This window comes from Lysinibacillus sp. NPDC056959, assembly GCF_042674095.1.
Taxonomy (GTDB): Bacteria; Bacillota; Bacilli; order Bacillales_A; family Planococcaceae; genus Lysinibacillus; species Lysinibacillus zambalensis.
Window position 1 is genome coordinate 41,393 of sequence record NZ_JBHURE010000020.1, and the last position, 17,551, is coordinate 58,943.

Genomic DNA, 17,551 nt, shown 5'->3' on the forward strand with positions numbered 1-17,551 from the left:
AATAGCATGAAAAGACATTCATTTCATACAGACAATGCAGATAAAGCAAAACTTTCATCAGTGAGGTTATTCAACACTGATTATTCGTTCAAACAACGAGCACTTTATCTCTCAATTATACTTGAACTTTCCATCCAAACTTTACACATGTAAGCTTTTCACCATAACGTAGGGTTGATTTCCGTTTCGACTGGGCGCTTTCCTGGGGGCGTCCGATGAGCCGCTTCGCTGCAGGGTCTCGGGCCAACAGGATGTTGGTCACGAAGGCGTTATCACAGGACGTGATGGTTTTAGCCTTCGTTCCTCTATCGCTAATCCCCAAGGAGTCGCCCAGTCTCCACTACAATCAACTTATACAGCATACGTTTAACAAACGCAATTCCCAAGGTTTCGGTAAATAACTCTACATTAAAGTAGAAGATACAGCATTATAAAATACTTTTGTTGTATTTTCAATGTGAAAGAAGCCTCTCTATATAGACTTCATGTATAATAGGAAAGATTCCTAATTTGAAAAGAAAGTGAGTTTTTAAATATATGTACGATGTTATCGTTATCGGTGGTGGCCCATCCGGTTTAATGGCTGCTATCGCCGCTGGAGAACGTAAAAAGAAAGTATTATTACTAGAAAAAGGAACAAAGCTCGGCAAAAAATTGGCCATTTCAGGCGGTGGTCGCTGTAATGTCACTAATCGTTTGCCCGTTGAAGAAATAGTCAAGCACATACCTGGAAATGGCCGTTTTCTTTACAGCCCATTCACGGTTTATAATAACGAAGATATTATTGCATTTTTCGAAGGACTTGGTGTGGCATTAAAAGAAGAGGATCACGGACGTATGTTTCCTGTATCTAACCGCGCGCAGGATGTTGTAGATGCACTTATTCGTCAGCTTCAGAGGCTTCATATTGAAGTGCGCTTAAACACACCCGTTAATAAGCTTCTAATGGATGAAGAAAAAATTCTCGGGGTACGCCTTACAGATGGCACAGAAATTCGTAGCGAGGCAGTAGTCGTTGCCGTTGGTGGGAAAGCTGTTCCACAAACTGGCTCAACAGGCGATGGTTATCCATGGGCAGAGCGTGCCGGCCATACAATTACTACACTTTTCCCTACTGAGGTTCCTGTTCTATCAAAAGAAGATTTCATTCAAGCTCGTGAGCTACAAGGACTTGCGTTACGTGATGTCGCTGTCTCTGTTTTAAACAAGAAGGGCAAAGCACTCGTAACACATCAAATGGACATGCTTTTTACTCATTTCGGGATAAGCGGTCCTGCTGTTTTACGCTGCAGTCAATTTATCGTGAAAGAATTGATGAAAACAGGATACGAACCTGTGACAATACGTATTCAAACACTTGTTGATTATAATGAGGAAACGTGCTTGCAATATTTAAACAAACTCATTAAAGAAGATCCCAAAAAAGCGGTGAAAAATGTATGGAAGGGTATTGCTCCTGAACGCTGGCTACTATTTTTATGTGAGCGTGCAAATATCGATGTGCAAATGACAGGCGCTGAATTATCACAGGAGAAAGTCCGCAACTTAGCTAGATTACTCGTCAATTTTACAATGACAGTTAGTGGGACACAATCTCTTGAAAAAGCATTTGTCACTGGTGGTGGCGTCTCTGTTAAAGAGATTGAACCAAAGACTATGGCTTCGAAGAAAAAGAATGGTTTATTTTTCTGCGGGGAAATCCTTGATGTTCATGGCTACACAGGTGGCTATAATATTACGTCTGCACTCGTTACAGGACGTATTGCAGGGATGAACGCAGGAATGTAAGACACTCTGTTTCGGACTTATATTAGTGGTTCTATCACATAAAAACTATTGGGTAATGAGGCTCTTCGGCAAAGCGAGGGGTTAACTGAGCACTTTCCTAGGGGCGTCCGATGAGCCGCCCACAGGAAGCCTTGCTCTGCGCGAAAGCGTAGCGGCAGCAACAAATGTTTTATCTGTGCGAAAGCGTAGCGACAGCAACAAATGTTTTATCTGTGCGAAAGCGTAGCGACAGCAACAACAAAGCGAGTAGCCTGGAACGGAAATCACCTCATTAAATGCGCCACAGCATTCACAAATATTTCCTTGAGCATTTTATTTTTCCACATTATAAAAAGCGTGTCCTGAAAACGCGGACACGCTTTTTTAGCCTTCTTTTGACATATATACTTCCTCATATGGTTGGATGATGACAAACCCTTCACCTGAAAATGCCATTTGAATGGATTCACCACTACCTCGACCGATAAATGTTCGGAAGCTAATATCTGTTTTAAACTCTGGGGATAAAGTACCTGACCAAGCTACAGTAGCATGTGGATCAGTATAAACCGTTTCACCAGGCTTTACTAACAAGGTTAACGGTTCGAAATGAGTTGTAATGGCAACCTTCCCTCTTCCTTGTAAAGTTACATTAAACAACCCACCAGACATAACTCCTGCCATTTTACGCATTAAATGAATATCCCAATCAATACTAGGCTCAAATGCGAGTAAATCATTACCGTTTACACAAATTGTTTCATCCTTTAGATCGAAGACTGTTACTTTTTTTCCTTGATCGGCTAAATAAAGTCGCCCCTTACCCATTGCTTTCATAAGTTGAGTACCTTCGCCGGTTAATGCCTTTTTAAACATTTTACCTAAGCCATGCTCCAGCACACGCTCACGCTCAAACTTAATATCTCCTACATAAGAAATCATTGCGCCCATCTTCGACCAAACCTCGCCATTTAGGTTAACCTCTAATACACGCTCAGTTTCTAACTCGAAATATTCATTTTCGCTATCGTCCTGCTGTGTTTTATTAATAAACTCATTTAAAGAAAATTTCCCCATATATCAATGCCTCCTTATTTATTTTATATACGTTTTAAGTTCTGGAAAGATTCAATCAAATTATCCGAGGGGTAAAAACAAACGATTGAATGATGCGTTGAATCTTTTATTCATGAAATTTTAAAAAATGAAATGGAATCTAAATTAAACTTTTATATTTAATCGTTTCATTCATGCGAAAAAGGCTTCATAATTGATTAAAAACAAAAGGTGTTGACCTAAAAACATTAGTTTGTGGCCACCCACTAGCAAATTAGTTCACACCTCGCATTTGCTTTCCGTTACAAAATTTCTCTTTTAATAGCGAAATCACTTTATTTTCCATAATGATATTGACAGCAGACATCAACTGTTATACATTAAACAGAGATTAATCGAGTGTTATATAACAACAGCTACAAAAAAAAGACCATACAAGCGTCATGTGCGAAATGACACTCATATGGCCATTACCTTCAAGTGCGAATTGAAAGTAAACTTTATTGTGTAGCGGAGACGTCTCCAACCTTTTGAGAAGCTTCTTTTAATGCTGTTCGTTTACGTACATCTGCACGTAATGTTAATGCAATAATTAATGAAGCTGCAATTAACCCTGTAAATACATAGAATACAGGAATATAGCTACCATAAGCATTTTTAATAGTGCTTACTAAAAGTGGACCAAAAATACCACCTAAAGACCAAGTCGTTAATAAATAACCATGAATAACTCCAAGTTGTTTCGTACCGAATAAATCACTTGCAAATGCAGGTAGATTAGAGAAACCTCCACCATAGCAACTAACAACTAAGAAAATAAGTGCTTGGAAAATAATAACGTTTGTAGTATGCGGTAAGACGATAAATGTAACTAGCTGTGCAATAAAGAAAATTACAAAGACATTCGAACGACCAATATAGTCAGACACAGCAGCCCATATTAAACGACCACCACCATTAAATAATCCCATTATACCTACCATTGCTGCGGCTCCCGCAACTGATAACCCTACAATTTCTTGAGCCATTGGAGATGCAACAGAAATCATCATTATACCTGCTGTTACGTTTACTAAATGCATTGACCAAAGCATCCAGAAATGCTTAGTTTTCACAGCTTCACGTGCTGACATGACAGCTAAATCTTTCTTCACTACTTCTTTACCATTATCTGCAGCCGCCTTCATATTCGCTGGCATATAACCAGGTTTAGGCGGTGCTATATATGAAGCCCCTAAAATCATTAACGTGAAATAACTTGCCCCTAAAATAAAGTACGTTGTAGAAATTCCCACAGCCCCCATTAAGTTAGCTGCGACTGGCGCTGTAATAAGTGCTCCTGAACCAAATCCAAGTACGGCCATACCTGTTGCTAGTCCTCGGCGATCCGGGAACCATTTTACTAATGTCGATACAGGCGCAATATAACCAATACCCATACCCAATCCACTTAGTAAACCATATGTTAACCAGTATAATGTTACGGAATCCATTGAAATAGCTACACCTGCACCAGCTTGTCCTGCCCCAAATAGAACAGCTGCTATCATCGCAGATTTACGTGGCCCCATTTTTTCTACTAAGTTACCAAATAATGCTGCCGAAAAACCAGCAAGCCCCATCATTATTGTGAAGGCAACCGTTACGTTTGTTTCACTCCATCCCATTTCTGTAACAATCGGTATCTTGTATACACTGTATGCATATGCTCCACCGATTGAAAGGTGAATAGCGATTGCAGATAATGCAATTAACCATCTATTTTTATTCATAATTTCTCTTTTCTCCCCTCTTTTGCTACCTGTGAAAATTTTATGAACGTCTCTGTAAAACAATTTACCACTTAGAATTATTCAAATGCAAGATGTTTTTTTAAAAAATATTATTTCTGCAAAAAGTATTTTATTTTTCACCCCAATAATTTTATAACGAAAACCCTACAGTCTCTAAGCAAATAGATGTTTTTTAAACAAAAACCATAACATTTTTTAGCTATTATTATTTTTCTACTCTATTATCCAGCTTTACATTAACTATATTAATATAATTAATTTTGTGCATATTTTCACATACAATCAATGTATACCCCACTTTTTCTAACGCTTATTATTTCTTCGTGTTTCTATAAAGGGTCATAAACAAATATCCATTAAGTAGAAATAACGTGGATAAAAGAGAATTTAAAAGCTTAAATAGACAAATTTCATTCATGCAAAAGGGAATATGAAAATCATATTAAATGATTTAATTAACTTTTAATGGATATTCAATTAAATAAATACAATACACATTGTGCATACTTCAAAACGATTAATAATTACTTATTGATTTTTATTATTCAAATATATATTTTTTCTTTTAGTAAAAATCCTACACATTCTTTTTAGCTATGGCTAGTTATACTTTTCAAACTAAAAAACAACTAAACCAATCAGTTATAACAGAAATATTTGCTATAGCGCACAAGTAAAAACAGTACTTTTCAACCAAATACTGTTAATGTTTATAAAAACCAATTATAGATTTTTTTATGTAAATACTAACTTTGACGAAGATATGCATTCTATTAGAGACGGTCAATCTAAGGCGATCTTCAAGACATATTTTGAAGTGAAGTTCCCCATTAATCTAGTTACATATCAAAAAAGAGATGCTCAAAGAATTTCAGAGCACCTCTTTCCTTTTTATGAAAAATAAATGATAAATACAATTATTAGTACTAGTGACATAATAAACAATCCATTTGATATATAATGTCTTTTTTCCTCTCGCCCATAATAATAGTCAATTGCAATAGAACTTATCATGGCGACAGCTAAAAATCCGCATATTGCAGCTATATAGATAAACCATCCATATAGATTCATTAAAATTAAAATTGCCCCTTCTATAAACTTAACAATATACGTTGTACGTTGATGGCCTGTATTTATATATTTTGGCTCCTTTGAGATGCTAAACTTTTTTCTAATAACTATCTCGATAAGCAACCCTAGAAAGAGAGCAATTATTAAAAAAGTAAACATCTCACCGAAACTAATATCTTTATCATCTTTTCGCGTAAGGGCAATAAATGCTGACGCAGTGTCAGCATCTTCCACCTTGTAGAAGATATTTGTATGTCTATCGCTAAAAGCTAACTGCTCATCGCTTAAGTACATTTTTAGCTGCACAACCTGCCGATTGTCAAACTCTACCCATACATCACGATATGCATAGTAATCATCATCCTTCTTCGAAATAACTGCCTTTTGAAGCGTATTGGCAATGAGCTTTGTATCCGAATCATTTTTATAAGACTGTTGCCCTAAAATCCAGCCAGTTCTTCCGGCCTTAAAGGTATCCTCCTCCCAATTATACGCACTCGTAAACTGTTTAACCTCATGTTGGGCTAGTTCAATAATCGTAGCATGCTTAGATAAATCTACTTGCTTCCATGGACCAATTACAATCAAGAAGAGGATCGTCACGACTGCTCCAATGAAAACCATTGGATATTGCCATCTACGAGGTTGTTTATTTTGCTGAACTACATTGTGCAAAATACGCTCCTGCAATTGTTGTGAGAAACGCGGGGCTTCTCCAAGCTCTTTATCCAGTTTATTTTTAAAAGATGTCATCTTCTAGCACCTCCCAATGGTTTTTGTCCAGTTTCCCCTGCAATATTTGTCTAGCCCTACGAAGTCTTGTTTTCACTGTATTTTCGGTACATGCAAGTACCTCCGCTATCTTACGAACCTTTAATTCTTGGTAATAATAAAGAATAATTACTTCTCGGTAGTTGATTGGAAGTTCAAACAAAGCTGCTGTTACAATTCTTCGTTCATCCTTTTCAATCAAATTTGTTTCTGGCGATCGTTTATTGACTCCAATGTGCAGCTTTTCAAATAAAATATGTCGCTTATTTTTCCAACTTCGTAAATAGTCATGACTTTTATGTACTGTTATTTTTACTAAATATGTTTTTAGCGAGGATCGTTGTTCAAAGCGCTCCTGTTGCCGATAATAAGCAAAAAAGACATCTTGAACGATTTCTTCTGCAATAGCCCAGTCTTTAACATATAGATAAGCTACACGAAGGCAATACTCACCATGCTCTTCCATAATATTTGCTAAATGCTCACTCAAACAAACACCTCCTATTCACACTATAGTCGTATCAAAATCTTATATGGTTTCAGCAAAAAAGAAAAAAGTGCCCAAATATTGGACACTTTTCACATTATTATTTCACGACGATATTAACAAGCTTACCTGGAATGACAATTATTTTTACTAAGTCTTTGCCTGCCATATACTCTTGTACTTTATCATCTGCAAGAGCTACTTTTTCGATTTCTTCTTTTGAAGCATCTTTAGCTACGACGATTTTTGCACGTACTTTGCCTAGTACTTGTACAGCGATTTCCACTTCATCATCTACAAGTTTAGCCTCATCATATGTTGGCCATTCCTTATATGAAAGTGATTCATCATGACCTAATATCTGCCATAGTTCTTCAGCAACGTGTGGCACCATTGGAGCTAGCATTTTCACAAAGCCTTCAGCGTATTCTGTTGGAATTACATCCGCTTTGTAGCAATCATTGATGAATACCATCATTTGTGAAATAGCTGTATTGAAGCGAATACCTTCATAATCCTCTGTCACTTTTTTCACAGTTTGATGATATGATTTTTCTAATATTTTGTCATCAGAAGCTTGAATTTTCGCAGCGATTGTACCATCTTCTTCATTAACAAATAGACGCCAAATACGATCTAAGAAGCGACGTGCCCCGTCCAAGCCATTTGTTGACCATGCAACAGATGCTTCAAGTGGACCCATAAACATTTCATATAAACGTAAAGTATCAGCACCGTGTGAAGAAATGATTTCATCTGGGTTAACGACATTACCTTTCGATTTAGACATTTTCTCATTACCTTCACCAAGAATCATCCCTTGGTTAAATAATTTATGGAATGGCTCTTTCGTGTGTACAACACCTAAATCGTATAATACTTTATGCCAGAAGCGAGCGTATAGTAAGTGCAATACCGCATGCTCTGCCCCACCGATATAAATATCAACTGGTAACCAACGTTTCAGTAATTCAGGGTCTGCAATCGCTTCTTTATTTGTTGGGTCAATATAACGAATGAAGTACCAGCTAGAACCTGCCCACTGTGGCATCGTATTCGTTTCGCGACGACCTTTTTTTCCTGTTTCAGGATCAACAACATTTACCCATTCAGAAATGTTCGCTAACGGAGATTCACCCGTACCTGAAGGACGAATATTATCTGTTTTTGGTAGTACTAATGGTAATTCTGATTCCGGTACTGGCGTCGTTGTACCATCTTCCCAATGAATCATAGGAATTGGCTCACCCCAGTAACGTTGACGAGAGAATAACCAGTCGCGAAGACGGTAAGAGATTTTCTTCTCTCCTACACCTTTTTCTTCAAGCCATTGAATTGCCTTAGCAATACCTTCCTCTTTGTTTAAGCCATCAAGGAAGTCAGAGTTAATATGTTTACCATCACCTGTGAAGGCTTCTTTGCTAATGTCTCCACCTTCAAGGACAGGAATAATTTCTAAACCAAATTCTGTAGCGAATTCATAGTCGCGCTCATCATGTGCTGGAACTGCCATAATTGCACCAGTACCGTATGATACTAACACATAGTCCGCAACCCAAATCGGCATTTTTTTACCGTTAATCGGATTAATTGCATAGGCACCTGTGAATACGCCTGTTTTTTCTTTTGCTAAATCTGTGCGTTCTAAATCAGATTTCAATTTTACTTTATCTAAATAAGCTTCAACAGTTTGTCGTTGTTCAGCAGATGTAATTTGATCCACTAATTTATGCTCGGGTGCAATAACACAGTATGTAGCACCAAATAATGTATCAGGACGAGTTGTAAACACCGTGAAGTTTTCATCTGTTCCATCTATATTAAATGTTACTTCTGCACCTTCCGAACGACCAATCCAATTACGTTGCATATCCTTAATAGACTCTGGCCAATCAACTTCCTCTAAGTCATCGATTAAACGATCAGCATAGGCAGTAATTTTAAGCATCCATTGCTTCATTGGACGACGTTCTACAGGGTGACCACCACGCTCTGACTTTCCATCAATAACTTCTTCGTTTGCAAGTACTGTTCCAAGTGCTGGACACCAGTTTACAGCTACTTCATCTACATAGGCTAAGCCTTTGTTATAAAGTTGGATAAAGATCCATTGTGTCCATTTATAATATTCTGGATCTGTTGTGTTAATTTCACGATCCCAGTCATAGCTAAAACCTAACTCTTGGATTTGACGCTTAAATGTTGCAATATTTTTCGCTGTAAATTCTGCAGGGTCATTTCCTGTATCAAGTGCATATTGCTCTGCAGGTAAACCGAATGCATCCCAGCCCATAGGATGTAGGACGTTATAACCTTGCATACGCTTGAAGCGTGAAAGGATGTCTGTCGCTGTATAGCCCTCTGGATGTCCTACATGAAGACCAGCACCAGATGGGTATGGGAACATATCTAACGCATAAAATTTTGGTTTTTCTGTTTCGTTTTCAGTTTTAAACGTTTTATTATCAGCCCAATATTGCTGCCACTTTTTTTCGATTTGTTGATGATTAAAACTCATTATTTTTCCTCCTTTGAATGTGTCATGCTCTTCAACTTAAGAATTGACAAAATATTTAAAAAATAAAAAAACTCGCCCCTTTCTTCATTAGAAAGGGACGAGAGAATTCGTATCTCCCGCGGTACCACCCACATTAGTGATCACACTCGGCTTTAGCTTCCTTAACGCGGAAGGAACGGCACGAGCTGTTTCACTCGGGCAGACTCAGAAGGCGAGTTCAATTTGCTTTCCTACTAGCTCCCACCAACCGCTAGCTCTCTAAAAAGAAACACAAATTTACTATTCCTCATCATTGTCTTACATGTATTGCATTTATTCTAATGGAAAGTACTGAAAAGCACAAGACTTTGTTTACATACTAACCATTTTTGAACAAATTAAATCCCTATGAAGGTAACAATATTCGAAATAAGTTGTATCCATAGTGCTCGCTTTATTTTAAACTACAAGAAAGCTCCGTAAAGATAACTCCTAGCGCATAAGCACCGGCATCCGGATAACCTAGACTTCTTTCACCAACTGTTCCGGCGCGACCCATTCGAGCTACGATTTCCTTTGTATATTCCGCTCCTTTAACAGCAGCCTCTGCCCCTTTCTCAAAAGCTGTTTTAAAGTCCGCACCAGTTGCAGCGCTTTCTGACCAGGAATTCACACAAGGTACAAGCGCATCTACAAGCGTTTTATCGCCTACCTCTGCCCCTCTTCCGAAAGAACGCTCACCGACAGATTGTATACCTTTCAGCGTAGCTTGTAACATTTCAGCAAACTCTCCAACAGTTAATTCCATTTTCCCCTCCACTGCTTTACTAGCAGCTCGGAAAGCCCCGCCCCAAATTGGACCGGAAGCTCCTCCACAATGTTCCATAATGATCATGGAACAACCATCAAGGAAAGTCCCAATACTTAAATGTTCATGATTTAGAATCGAGCTCCATCCTCGTTTTAATTCCTTAAAACCTTTTGCGACACTCATTCCGAAATCGCCGTCACCTGCATGGGTATCCAATTCGCAGAAAGGCACTTCGTTCTTAATAATAATCTCACTCATTTTATCTACAAGATAAATCATATTATTTAATGTGATTACCTCGTTTTTAATGATAGCGTGTTCTTCTTCTGTTTCCGTCTCAAAGAATACCTCTTTCTCTTCTACGTTATCATTAATATCTACGTATTCTACACGTTCAACTGGTCCATCTACCTTAAATGCAGGTGTATTACATTCTTTCGATAATAATGTATTCAGTTCATTATCTAGTTTCATTACTGTAAGAGAGATCCCAGCCATATCAATACTTGTCATGTAATTGCCGACAAACGTTCTATTGATTCGTATATTTCTTTTACTCAGCTCTCTAGTAACCCCATTATTTAACAGATAAAGTTCTTGAAGTGGTGTACCACCAAATCCATTTACTAGAACAGCAATTTCAGCATCTTTATCTAATCCTAAATCTTTCATAAGGTCATTTGTCATACGTAAAGCTAATTCATCTGCAGCCATTATTTTTTCTCTTTTTCTTCCTGGCTCTCCATGAATACCGACACCATATTCCATCTCATCTTCACCCAATTTGAAAGTAGGTGATCCACTAGCAGGAACCGTACAAGAAGTTAGTGCCAGACCAATTGTTCGAACATTTGCTGCTGCTTTTTCCGCTACAGCTTTAACCTGCATCAAATCCATACCTTCTTCTGCGGCTGCACCAGCAATTTTATGTACTAACACAACTCCTGCAACGCCGCGGCGTCCTACTGTATAAAGGCTATCTTCTACTGCAATATCATCTTCTACGCGAACGTACTCTACTTGAATGCCATCCTCCATGGCTAAGTGGGCGCCATTTTTAAAATTCATTATATCTCCGCTGTAATTTTTAATTATGAGCAGTGTACCTTTTTGGCTGGCTGTTGCTTTAATTGCTTGATATACCTGTATTTGTGAAGGAGAGGCAAACACATCACCACATACCGCAGCATCTAGCATTCCTTTTCCTACAAACCCCGCATGTGCAGGTTCATGTCCACTACCGCCACCACTAATTAAAGTTACCTTATTTGCATTCATTACTTTTTTCTTAATTATTTTATATTTTTTTAACAGCTCAAGTTCCGGGTGAGCCATAACTATCCCATTGCACATTTCCATAACAAGTGATTCAGGTTGATTCATAATTTTTTTCATCTTAATCCTCCCCTATAAGTTTTATCACATTCTACGGAGCCTATTCGTAGACATACTTCTATAATTATTCAAAGAAGATTCCTGCTATGATACCCCTCGAAATATATTTAAAAACGAATTCTAATTTACTATGTAAAATGAAAGTTTTGTCTAAAGATACTCATACTCGGCATAATTGCGTTCCTTTATTGCGGGATAAAGTGAAACTTTAATCGATGGGGTATTTTCTGCACCCCATCGATCATTAGTCTTCACCAATCGAGCAATTAGGGGCAGTTCATTTATTATTACTGCCCTTTATTGCGGGATAGCTCCTGACATTCACGGAAAGCAAAATGCTTACAGCCAATACATTTATTTGTATCTAAATAGCTTAAAGCTTTATTAATCGCTTCTCCTGTATGCGGATAGAAATTAGCTTCACCAATTTCATCATATAAGCCATTGTGCTGTAGTGCCTTTTTTAATTCGTCTTGTACTCCTGTAACTAAAATAGTGCCACCCTGTGCTTTAAAATTCCGAATGACATTACTAAAATACGACTCACCTGTTGAATCCATAAAAGGTACTTTACCCATGCGTAATACTAAAACTTTTTGTTCGTGCTGAATAGAACTTACAATTGCCTGCTCAAAGGTTTGAGCTGCGCCGAAGAAAAGAGGACCCTCAACTGTATAAATACTAATTTGTGGACAGTCTCGTTTTTGATGAACAACATGTGATTGTACCTTTCCACTCTCTTTCGAATGATCCGGTAAAACCTTTGTTACGACAAGCTTTTCGCTCATACGCTTTGCAAATAATACGACCGCTAGTACAAGCCCCACCTCTACAGCTAATGTTAAACTTGTAAAAACAGTAAGAAGGAACGTAATGATTAAAACGAGGGAATCTCCTGATTTTAATTTAACAATATGTGCAAAATGCTTTTGCTCACTCATATTCCAAGCAACAACCATTAAAACTGGAGCCATACTAGCTAATGGAATATGTGAAGCAAAAGGCGCAAGTAATAATAAAGTGACTAATACAAATACACCGTGAATAATACCTGATATTGGTGATACTCCACCTGTTTTAATATTTGTCGCAGTACGAGCAATAGCGCCTGTCGCAGGGATCCCTCCAAAGAAAGGAGTGACGATATTAGCAATCCCTTGACCAACAAGTTCTCGGTTACTATTATGCTTTGTATTTGTCATTCCATCCGCTACCACAGCAGATAAAAGTGATTCAATTCCACCAAGCATCGCAATCACAAAAGCTGGTCCAATAAGTAGCTGAATACGTTCCCATGTGATATCTGGAACTGCGAAATTCGGTAGTGTATTAGGAATTTGACCATAGGCTGTTGCTATTGTGGCAACTTGTCCAGAAAAAAAGAATGTTGCCACTAGTGTAGAAACAACAATTCCCGCTAACGCTCCTGGAACTTTCGGTAATACTTTCGGTGTTATTAAAATAATGATAAGACTTATGATCGCCGTTAAAACACTATAAAAGTTTGTCGTACCAATATGCATAACAATTTCTTTTACATTGTCAATAAAATACTCATGTCGTTTAATATTTGTTAAACCTAGGAAATTAGCAATTTGACCTGTAAAAATAATAACGGCTATTCCTGCTGTAAATCCAATTGTCACGGGTCGGGGAATAAATTTTATTAATGAGCCTAGTTTAAAAATACCCATTAAGCACAAAATAATCCCGGCCATTAATCCAGCGATTAGTAAATTTTCATAGCCATACGAAATGACTATCCCTAATAAAATTGGCACAAAGGCACCTGTAGGTCCCCCTATTTGGAACTTCGAACCACCAAAAAGAGAAATAAGTATGCCAGCAATAAAAGCTGTATATATTCCATACTCAGGCTTAACACCTGACGCAATAGCAAAGGACATTGCCAGTGGTATTGCTACAATCCCGACAATTGTCCCTGAGATTAAATCTTTCTTCAAATGATGAACAGAATATCCTTCATATCGCCCTGTAAACAGTGACTTCATCTATAAATCTTCCCTTCAAAATAATAGCAACGTAAATGTTTCGTAAAAACCCCAGTTTACATATCCTCTTCATTATCTTCATTAATAGTCATTTCTTCTAATCTTGTAATTGTATTTATTAAGTGATTATTAAAAATTTCTTTTGCGACGCCAAGTAACTCTCCAATCATCGGATCGCTTAAAGAATAATAAACTTTTTTCCCCTCTTTCGTTCCATACACAATATTTTTGCCTCGTAATACACTTAACTGCTGAGAAACAGCTGAGCCCTCTTTTTCTAAGTAACTTTGAATTTCATTGACATTTTTCTTACCATCTACTAGTAATTCCAATATTCTAATTCGTAATGGATGTGCTAAAGCTTTAAAAAAATCTGCCTTAAATTGCTGCAATTCTTCCACATAAATCCCTCCATGAATCATATTCATATATTCAAATATTTGAATATGTATAGTTGATTGTACGCTAATATAAGCTAACTTTCAATGTCAAACATTAAAAAACGAACAAAAAACGTGTTTCCCACACAGTTTTTGCTCGTTTTTGAAAAATATCTGTTAAATTTAACCTATTATTTTGTCACTGTTTTATTCTTTCGTAAAGGATAATCATAGATAAGGCATGGAATAATCGCAAGCAATACAATTATTACTAAAATTGAAACGAGTGCAATCATACCAAACTGATCAACCATAATACCACCAAATAGAGGGCCAATCATACGACCAGTTGTTGCTGCACTATTAATAATCCCTTGATAAAAGCCCTGACGCCCTTTTGGTGCAAGTTGATTGGCGATTGTAGGTAAGGCAGGCGTATAAAACATTTCACCAAAAGTTAGCACGACCATTGCTGCTCCAAACATTTTAAAATCGCTTGCAAACGCAATGATTCCAAAGGATATCGCGATAAGGACAACGCCAAATACTAATTGACGCTTCAAATTATTTTCCCAACGTTTCACTAGCGGCGCAATTAGCGGTTGCCCTAAAACGATAAGCAGACCATTAATAGTCCAAAGTAAGCTGTACTGTTTCAATCCTAATCCTAGATCTTGTGTATAGGCAGAAATAGTCGCACTCCATTGTGAATAAGCTACCCAGCATAGTACAGAGGAAGAACTTATAATTAATAATGCATAAAACGGTGCTTTATTTATTATTCGCTTACTTTCACTCACGACATTCTTCGGCGCAATGCTCCCCGCTTCTAATCGTTTAAAAGTAAAAAATGCTATAAAAAAGAACAAAATATACATGGCTAAGTTGACCTTAAAGACGTAGTCAAATTGATAAGCAGCAACAACACCCGCAAGTGCAGGACCAATTGCTACACCTAAATTTTGAGCTAAATAAATTGCGTTAAAAGCCTTTCGTCCACCCTCCGGCCACGCAGTACCAGCTAAAGCAAACATTCCTGGGAATACAATACCCCCACTAAAGCCGAGTATTGTTAAAATCCACACATAATGTGGCCAGCCGTGCCAAATCGTTAAAGCAATTAATGATGCAATCGTCAAAAGAATGCCAAACATTGTTGATTTATAGCCACCTATTCTATCAAATAAGTAACCACCTAAGAGATTCCCTAATACGCCAGCAGCAGAATTCAACATCAACACAAAGCCAGCCATCGCAAGCGACTTCCCTAAATAATCATGCATATAAATGGCGTTTAAAGGCCATAAAAAAGAGTTGCCCGTTGTATTCACAAGCATACCAATAATTAAAAACCAAACACTTTTTGGCATAGAATGTCCTCCATTATTTCGCTACTCTAAATAGTTAGTTTATGTTTAAACATACAAAAGCACAAGAAAAATAAATTTACTCTTTTTACATATGCTTTAGAATATTTTTTGTGTAGTTTTTTGGGGCCTCCTGATGAAATACGATGGTCGATGTACTTTTCGCTTGCCTTCTCTCATAGTACATCCACATATTATTAAATTCTTCCCTCATGACGGAAACACCAGCACGTGATAAAATATAGTTTTAGAGGAGTGAAATAAATGACAGAAACAAACTTTCCTTTTCCATCAGACGGGAAAAGGTATTATACATGGAATCGCTATTTACGTGAGCAATTTGGTCATAAAGTTTTTAAAGTAGCACTAGACGCAGGCTTTGACTGCCCAAACCGTGATGGTACAGTTGCCTTTGGCGGTTGTACGTTCTGTAGTGCTGCAGGTTCAGGTGATTTTGCGGGCAACAAAGTTGATCCTATCGAGGTACAATTTGCTGAAATACGTGACAAAATGCATCAAAAATGGAAGGATGGCAAATACATGGCTTACTTCCAAGCGTATACAAATACACATGCACCGCTACCAGTATTAAAAGAAAAATTTGAAGCTGCATTAGCCCAAGAGGGGGTTGTCGGATTATCCATCGCAACACGCCCAGATTGTCTGCCGGATGATGTAGTTGAATATTTAGCTGAATTAAATGAGCGTACCTATTTATGGATTGAATTAGGACTTCAAACTGTACATGAAAAAACAGCCAATCTTATCAACCGTGCCCACGATTATGCAACATATGTGGAAGGTGTTGAAAAGTTACGAAAACATGGTATTCGTGTATGCTCACACATTATTAATGGTCTTCCTCTCGAAGACTCTGACATGATGATGGAAACTGCTCGTGAAGTCGCAAAACTTGATGTACAAGGTATTAAAATACATTTACTGCATCTTTTAAAAGGTACTCCAATGGTTAAGCAATACGAAAAAGGAATGTTAGAATTTTTAGATCAAGACGTTTATACAAAGCTTGTTGCCGATCAACTTGAAATTCTACCTCCAGATATGGTTATTCACCGTATTACAGGCGATGGACCAATTGATTTAATGATTGGCCCGATGTGGAGTGTTAATAAATGGGAAGTATTAAATGGAATTGATGCTGAGCTTGAACGCCGAGGAAGCTGGCAAGGAAAATTTTATAAAGCCGAGGATGACAAATGAAGCTACGACGAGTTTTACAATATGCCCAACAGCTAATAAAAGATACTGTTGAAGAGGGCGACACTGTAGTAGATGCCACAGCTGGAAATGGCCACGACACTTTGTTTCTAGCACAGCTTGTCGGCGATGAAGGACAAGTATACGCCTTTGATGTTCAAAAGAGCGCTGTTGATGCCACTCTCCATCGCCTTTTAGATAATGGCTTAGAGCATCGTGCACTTGTTTTACATAGAGGGCATGAAGAAGTAGTCAACTATGTCCACAAACCAGTTGCGGCTGCAATTTTTAATCTTGGTTATTTGCCTGGTAGCGATCACGACATCATTACACAGCCAAATACGACGATACAAGCAATTGATGATTTGCTAAAGATGCTAAAAATAGGGGGTCTTATTGTCCTCGTCATTTATCATGGTCATCCGGGCGGGAAGGAAGAGCGAGATGCTGTGATTGACTATGTCAGTCAACTTCCCCAAAAATGTGTACATGTTTTAAAATACGAGTTTTTAAATCAACAAAATGATCCACCTTTTGTAATTGCTTTAGAAAAAATGAAAGATTATTCGTTAAGTTAGTTAGATAATTTAATATAAATTTTACATGCATGTTGATTGGGAAAATTTAGGTTTATTATTGACTGATAAAAGGATTTTTTGTTGATATTTTGCTAATGGATGTCCATTTTACTGATTGTAGCGGAGGGCTACTCGACTCCCGCGGGAAAGCGAGACAGACGAGACCCTGCATGGAGTGCAGCGGAGGAAGCGGCTCGACGCTTTCGCACTGAGCAAGGCTTCCTGCGGGCGAGCGTCAGCGGCAGCAACAATTGTTTTATCTGTGCGAAAGCGTAGCGGCAGCACCAAAGCGAGTAGCCCGTAGCGGAAATCAGAGCCATCTAAGTAATTTGATTAGATAAAAAT

The 17,551-nt window shown here is 37.8% G+C and carries 12 protein-coding genes and 1 other annotated feature; of the genes, 3 read left to right on the forward strand and 9 right to left on the reverse strand.

Features of this window, described 5'->3' with window-relative positions; genetic code table 11:
• Positions 1-537 precede the first annotated feature (537 nt).
• The gene (locus ACFTQ7_RS18835) at positions 538-1,788 is read left to right on the forward strand and encodes a BaiN/RdsA family NAD(P)/FAD-dependent oxidoreductase (protein WP_386830367.1); all 1,251 of its coding nucleotides are present in this window, start codon (positions 538-540) and stop codon (positions 1,786-1,788) included.
• A gap of 363 nt (positions 1,789-2,151) precedes the next feature.
• On the opposite strand, the gene ACFTQ7_RS18840 is transcribed toward ACFTQ7_RS18835, so the two are convergent.
• From ACFTQ7_RS18840 to ACFTQ7_RS18880, 9 genes are all read right to left on the reverse strand, one after another.
• Positions 2,152-2,844 carry an AIM24 family protein gene (locus tag ACFTQ7_RS18840; RefSeq protein ID WP_386830368.1) on the reverse strand — a complete coding sequence of 231 codons (693 nt, stop codon included), beginning with the start codon at positions 2,842-2,844 and terminating at the stop codon, positions 2,152-2,154.
• 479 nt (positions 2,845-3,323) lie between these two features.
• Complete coding sequence (locus ACFTQ7_RS18845) at positions 3,324-4,595, reverse strand: L-lactate MFS transporter (RefSeq protein WP_349659136.1); 1,272 nt, start codon at positions 4,593-4,595, stop codon at positions 3,324-3,326.
• Positions 4,596-5,507: 912 nt separating this feature from the next.
• Positions 5,508-6,443 (reverse strand): hypothetical protein, encoded by a 936-nt coding sequence (locus ACFTQ7_RS18850; protein ID WP_386830369.1) that lies wholly within the window; start codon positions 6,441-6,443, stop codon positions 5,508-5,510.
• Complete coding sequence (locus ACFTQ7_RS18855) at positions 6,430-6,951, reverse strand: sigma-70 family RNA polymerase sigma factor (RefSeq protein WP_386830370.1); 522 nt, start codon at positions 6,949-6,951, stop codon at positions 6,430-6,432. Before ACFTQ7_RS18855 ends, ACFTQ7_RS18850 begins: the two co-directional genes overlap by 14 nt.
• Positions 6,952-7,048: 97 nt before the next feature.
• On the reverse strand, positions 7,049-9,466 hold the full coding sequence (leuS, locus tag ACFTQ7_RS18860) for a leucine--tRNA ligase (RefSeq protein ID WP_386830371.1): 2,418 nt from the start codon (positions 9,464-9,466) through the stop codon (positions 7,049-7,051).
• Between the two features lie 90 nt (positions 9,467-9,556).
• Positions 9,557-9,768, reverse strand: a binding site (T-box leader).
• A gap of 131 nt (positions 9,769-9,899) precedes the next feature.
• On the reverse strand, positions 9,900-11,651 hold the full coding sequence (dhaK, locus tag ACFTQ7_RS18865) for a dihydroxyacetone kinase subunit DhaK (protein ID WP_386830372.1): 1,752 nt from the start codon (positions 11,649-11,651) through the stop codon (positions 9,900-9,902).
• A 287-nt stretch (positions 11,652-11,938) separates the two neighbouring features.
• Positions 11,939-13,663 carry a SulP family inorganic anion transporter gene (locus tag ACFTQ7_RS18870; protein WP_386830373.1) on the reverse strand — a complete coding sequence of 575 codons (1,725 nt, stop codon included), beginning with the start codon at positions 13,661-13,663 and terminating at the stop codon, positions 11,939-11,941.
• Positions 13,664-13,719: 56 nt separating this feature from the next.
• Entirely contained in the window at positions 13,720-14,085 is a 366-nt protein-coding gene (locus tag ACFTQ7_RS18875; RefSeq protein WP_386830374.1) for an ArsR/SmtB family transcription factor, read from the reverse strand.
• Positions 14,086-14,234: 149 nt separating this feature from the next.
• On the reverse strand, positions 14,235-15,413 hold the full coding sequence (locus ACFTQ7_RS18880; protein WP_386830375.1) for an MDR family MFS transporter: 1,179 nt from the start codon (positions 15,411-15,413) through the stop codon (positions 14,235-14,237).
• A 261-nt stretch (positions 15,414-15,674) separates the two neighbouring features.
• Between ACFTQ7_RS18880 and mnmL the strand changes: the two genes are divergently transcribed.
• On the forward strand, positions 15,675-16,631 hold the full coding sequence (gene mnmL / locus ACFTQ7_RS18885; RefSeq protein ID WP_079561670.1) for a tRNA modification radical SAM protein MnmL/YtqA: 957 nt from the start codon (positions 15,675-15,677) through the stop codon (positions 16,629-16,631).
• On the forward strand, positions 16,628-17,206 hold the full coding sequence (gene mnmM / locus ACFTQ7_RS18890) for a tRNA 5-(aminomethyl)-2-thiouridylate-methyltransferase MnmM (RefSeq protein WP_386830376.1): 579 nt from the start codon (positions 16,628-16,630) through the stop codon (positions 17,204-17,206). Before mnmL ends, mnmM begins: the two co-directional genes overlap by 4 nt.
• The last annotated feature ends 345 nt before the right edge of the window (positions 17,207-17,551 follow it).

What these genes read in the sequence shown, in the direction of transcription:
- ACFTQ7_RS18835 (WP_386830367.1), top strand. Translation starts at nt 538, where the DNA reads ATGTACGATGTTATCGTTATCGGTGGTGGCCCATCCGGTTTAATGGCT.
- ACFTQ7_RS18840 (WP_386830368.1), bottom strand. Translation starts at nt 2,844, where the DNA reads ATGGGGAAATTTTCTTTAAATGAGTTTATTAATAAAACACAGCAGGAC.
- ACFTQ7_RS18845 (WP_349659136.1), bottom strand. Translation starts at nt 4,595, where the DNA reads ATGAATAAAAATAGATGGTTAATTGCATTATCTGCAATCGCTATTCAC.
- ACFTQ7_RS18850 (WP_386830369.1), bottom strand. Translation starts at nt 6,443, where the DNA reads ATGACATCTTTTAAAAATAAACTGGATAAAGAGCTTGGAGAAGCCCCG.
- leuS (WP_386830371.1), bottom strand. Translation starts at nt 9,466, where the DNA reads ATGAGTTTTAATCATCAACAAATCGAAAAAAAGTGGCAGCAATATTGG.
- dhaK (WP_386830372.1), bottom strand. Translation starts at nt 11,651, where the DNA reads ATGAAAAAAATTATGAATCAACCTGAATCACTTGTTATGGAAATGTGC.
- ACFTQ7_RS18870 (WP_386830373.1), bottom strand. Translation starts at nt 13,663, where the DNA reads ATGAAGTCACTGTTTACAGGGCGATATGAAGGATATTCTGTTCATCAT.
- ACFTQ7_RS18875 (WP_386830374.1), bottom strand. Translation starts at nt 14,085, where the DNA reads ATGATTCATGGAGGGATTTATGTGGAAGAATTGCAGCAATTTAAGGCA.
- ACFTQ7_RS18880 (WP_386830375.1), bottom strand. Translation starts at nt 15,413, where the DNA reads ATGCCAAAAAGTGTTTGGTTTTTAATTATTGGTATGCTTGTGAATACA.
- mnmL (WP_079561670.1), top strand. Translation starts at nt 15,675, where the DNA reads ATGACAGAAACAAACTTTCCTTTTCCATCAGACGGGAAAAGGTATTAT.
- mnmM (WP_386830376.1), top strand. Translation starts at nt 16,628, where the DNA reads ATGAAGCTACGACGAGTTTTACAATATGCCCAACAGCTAATAAAAGAT.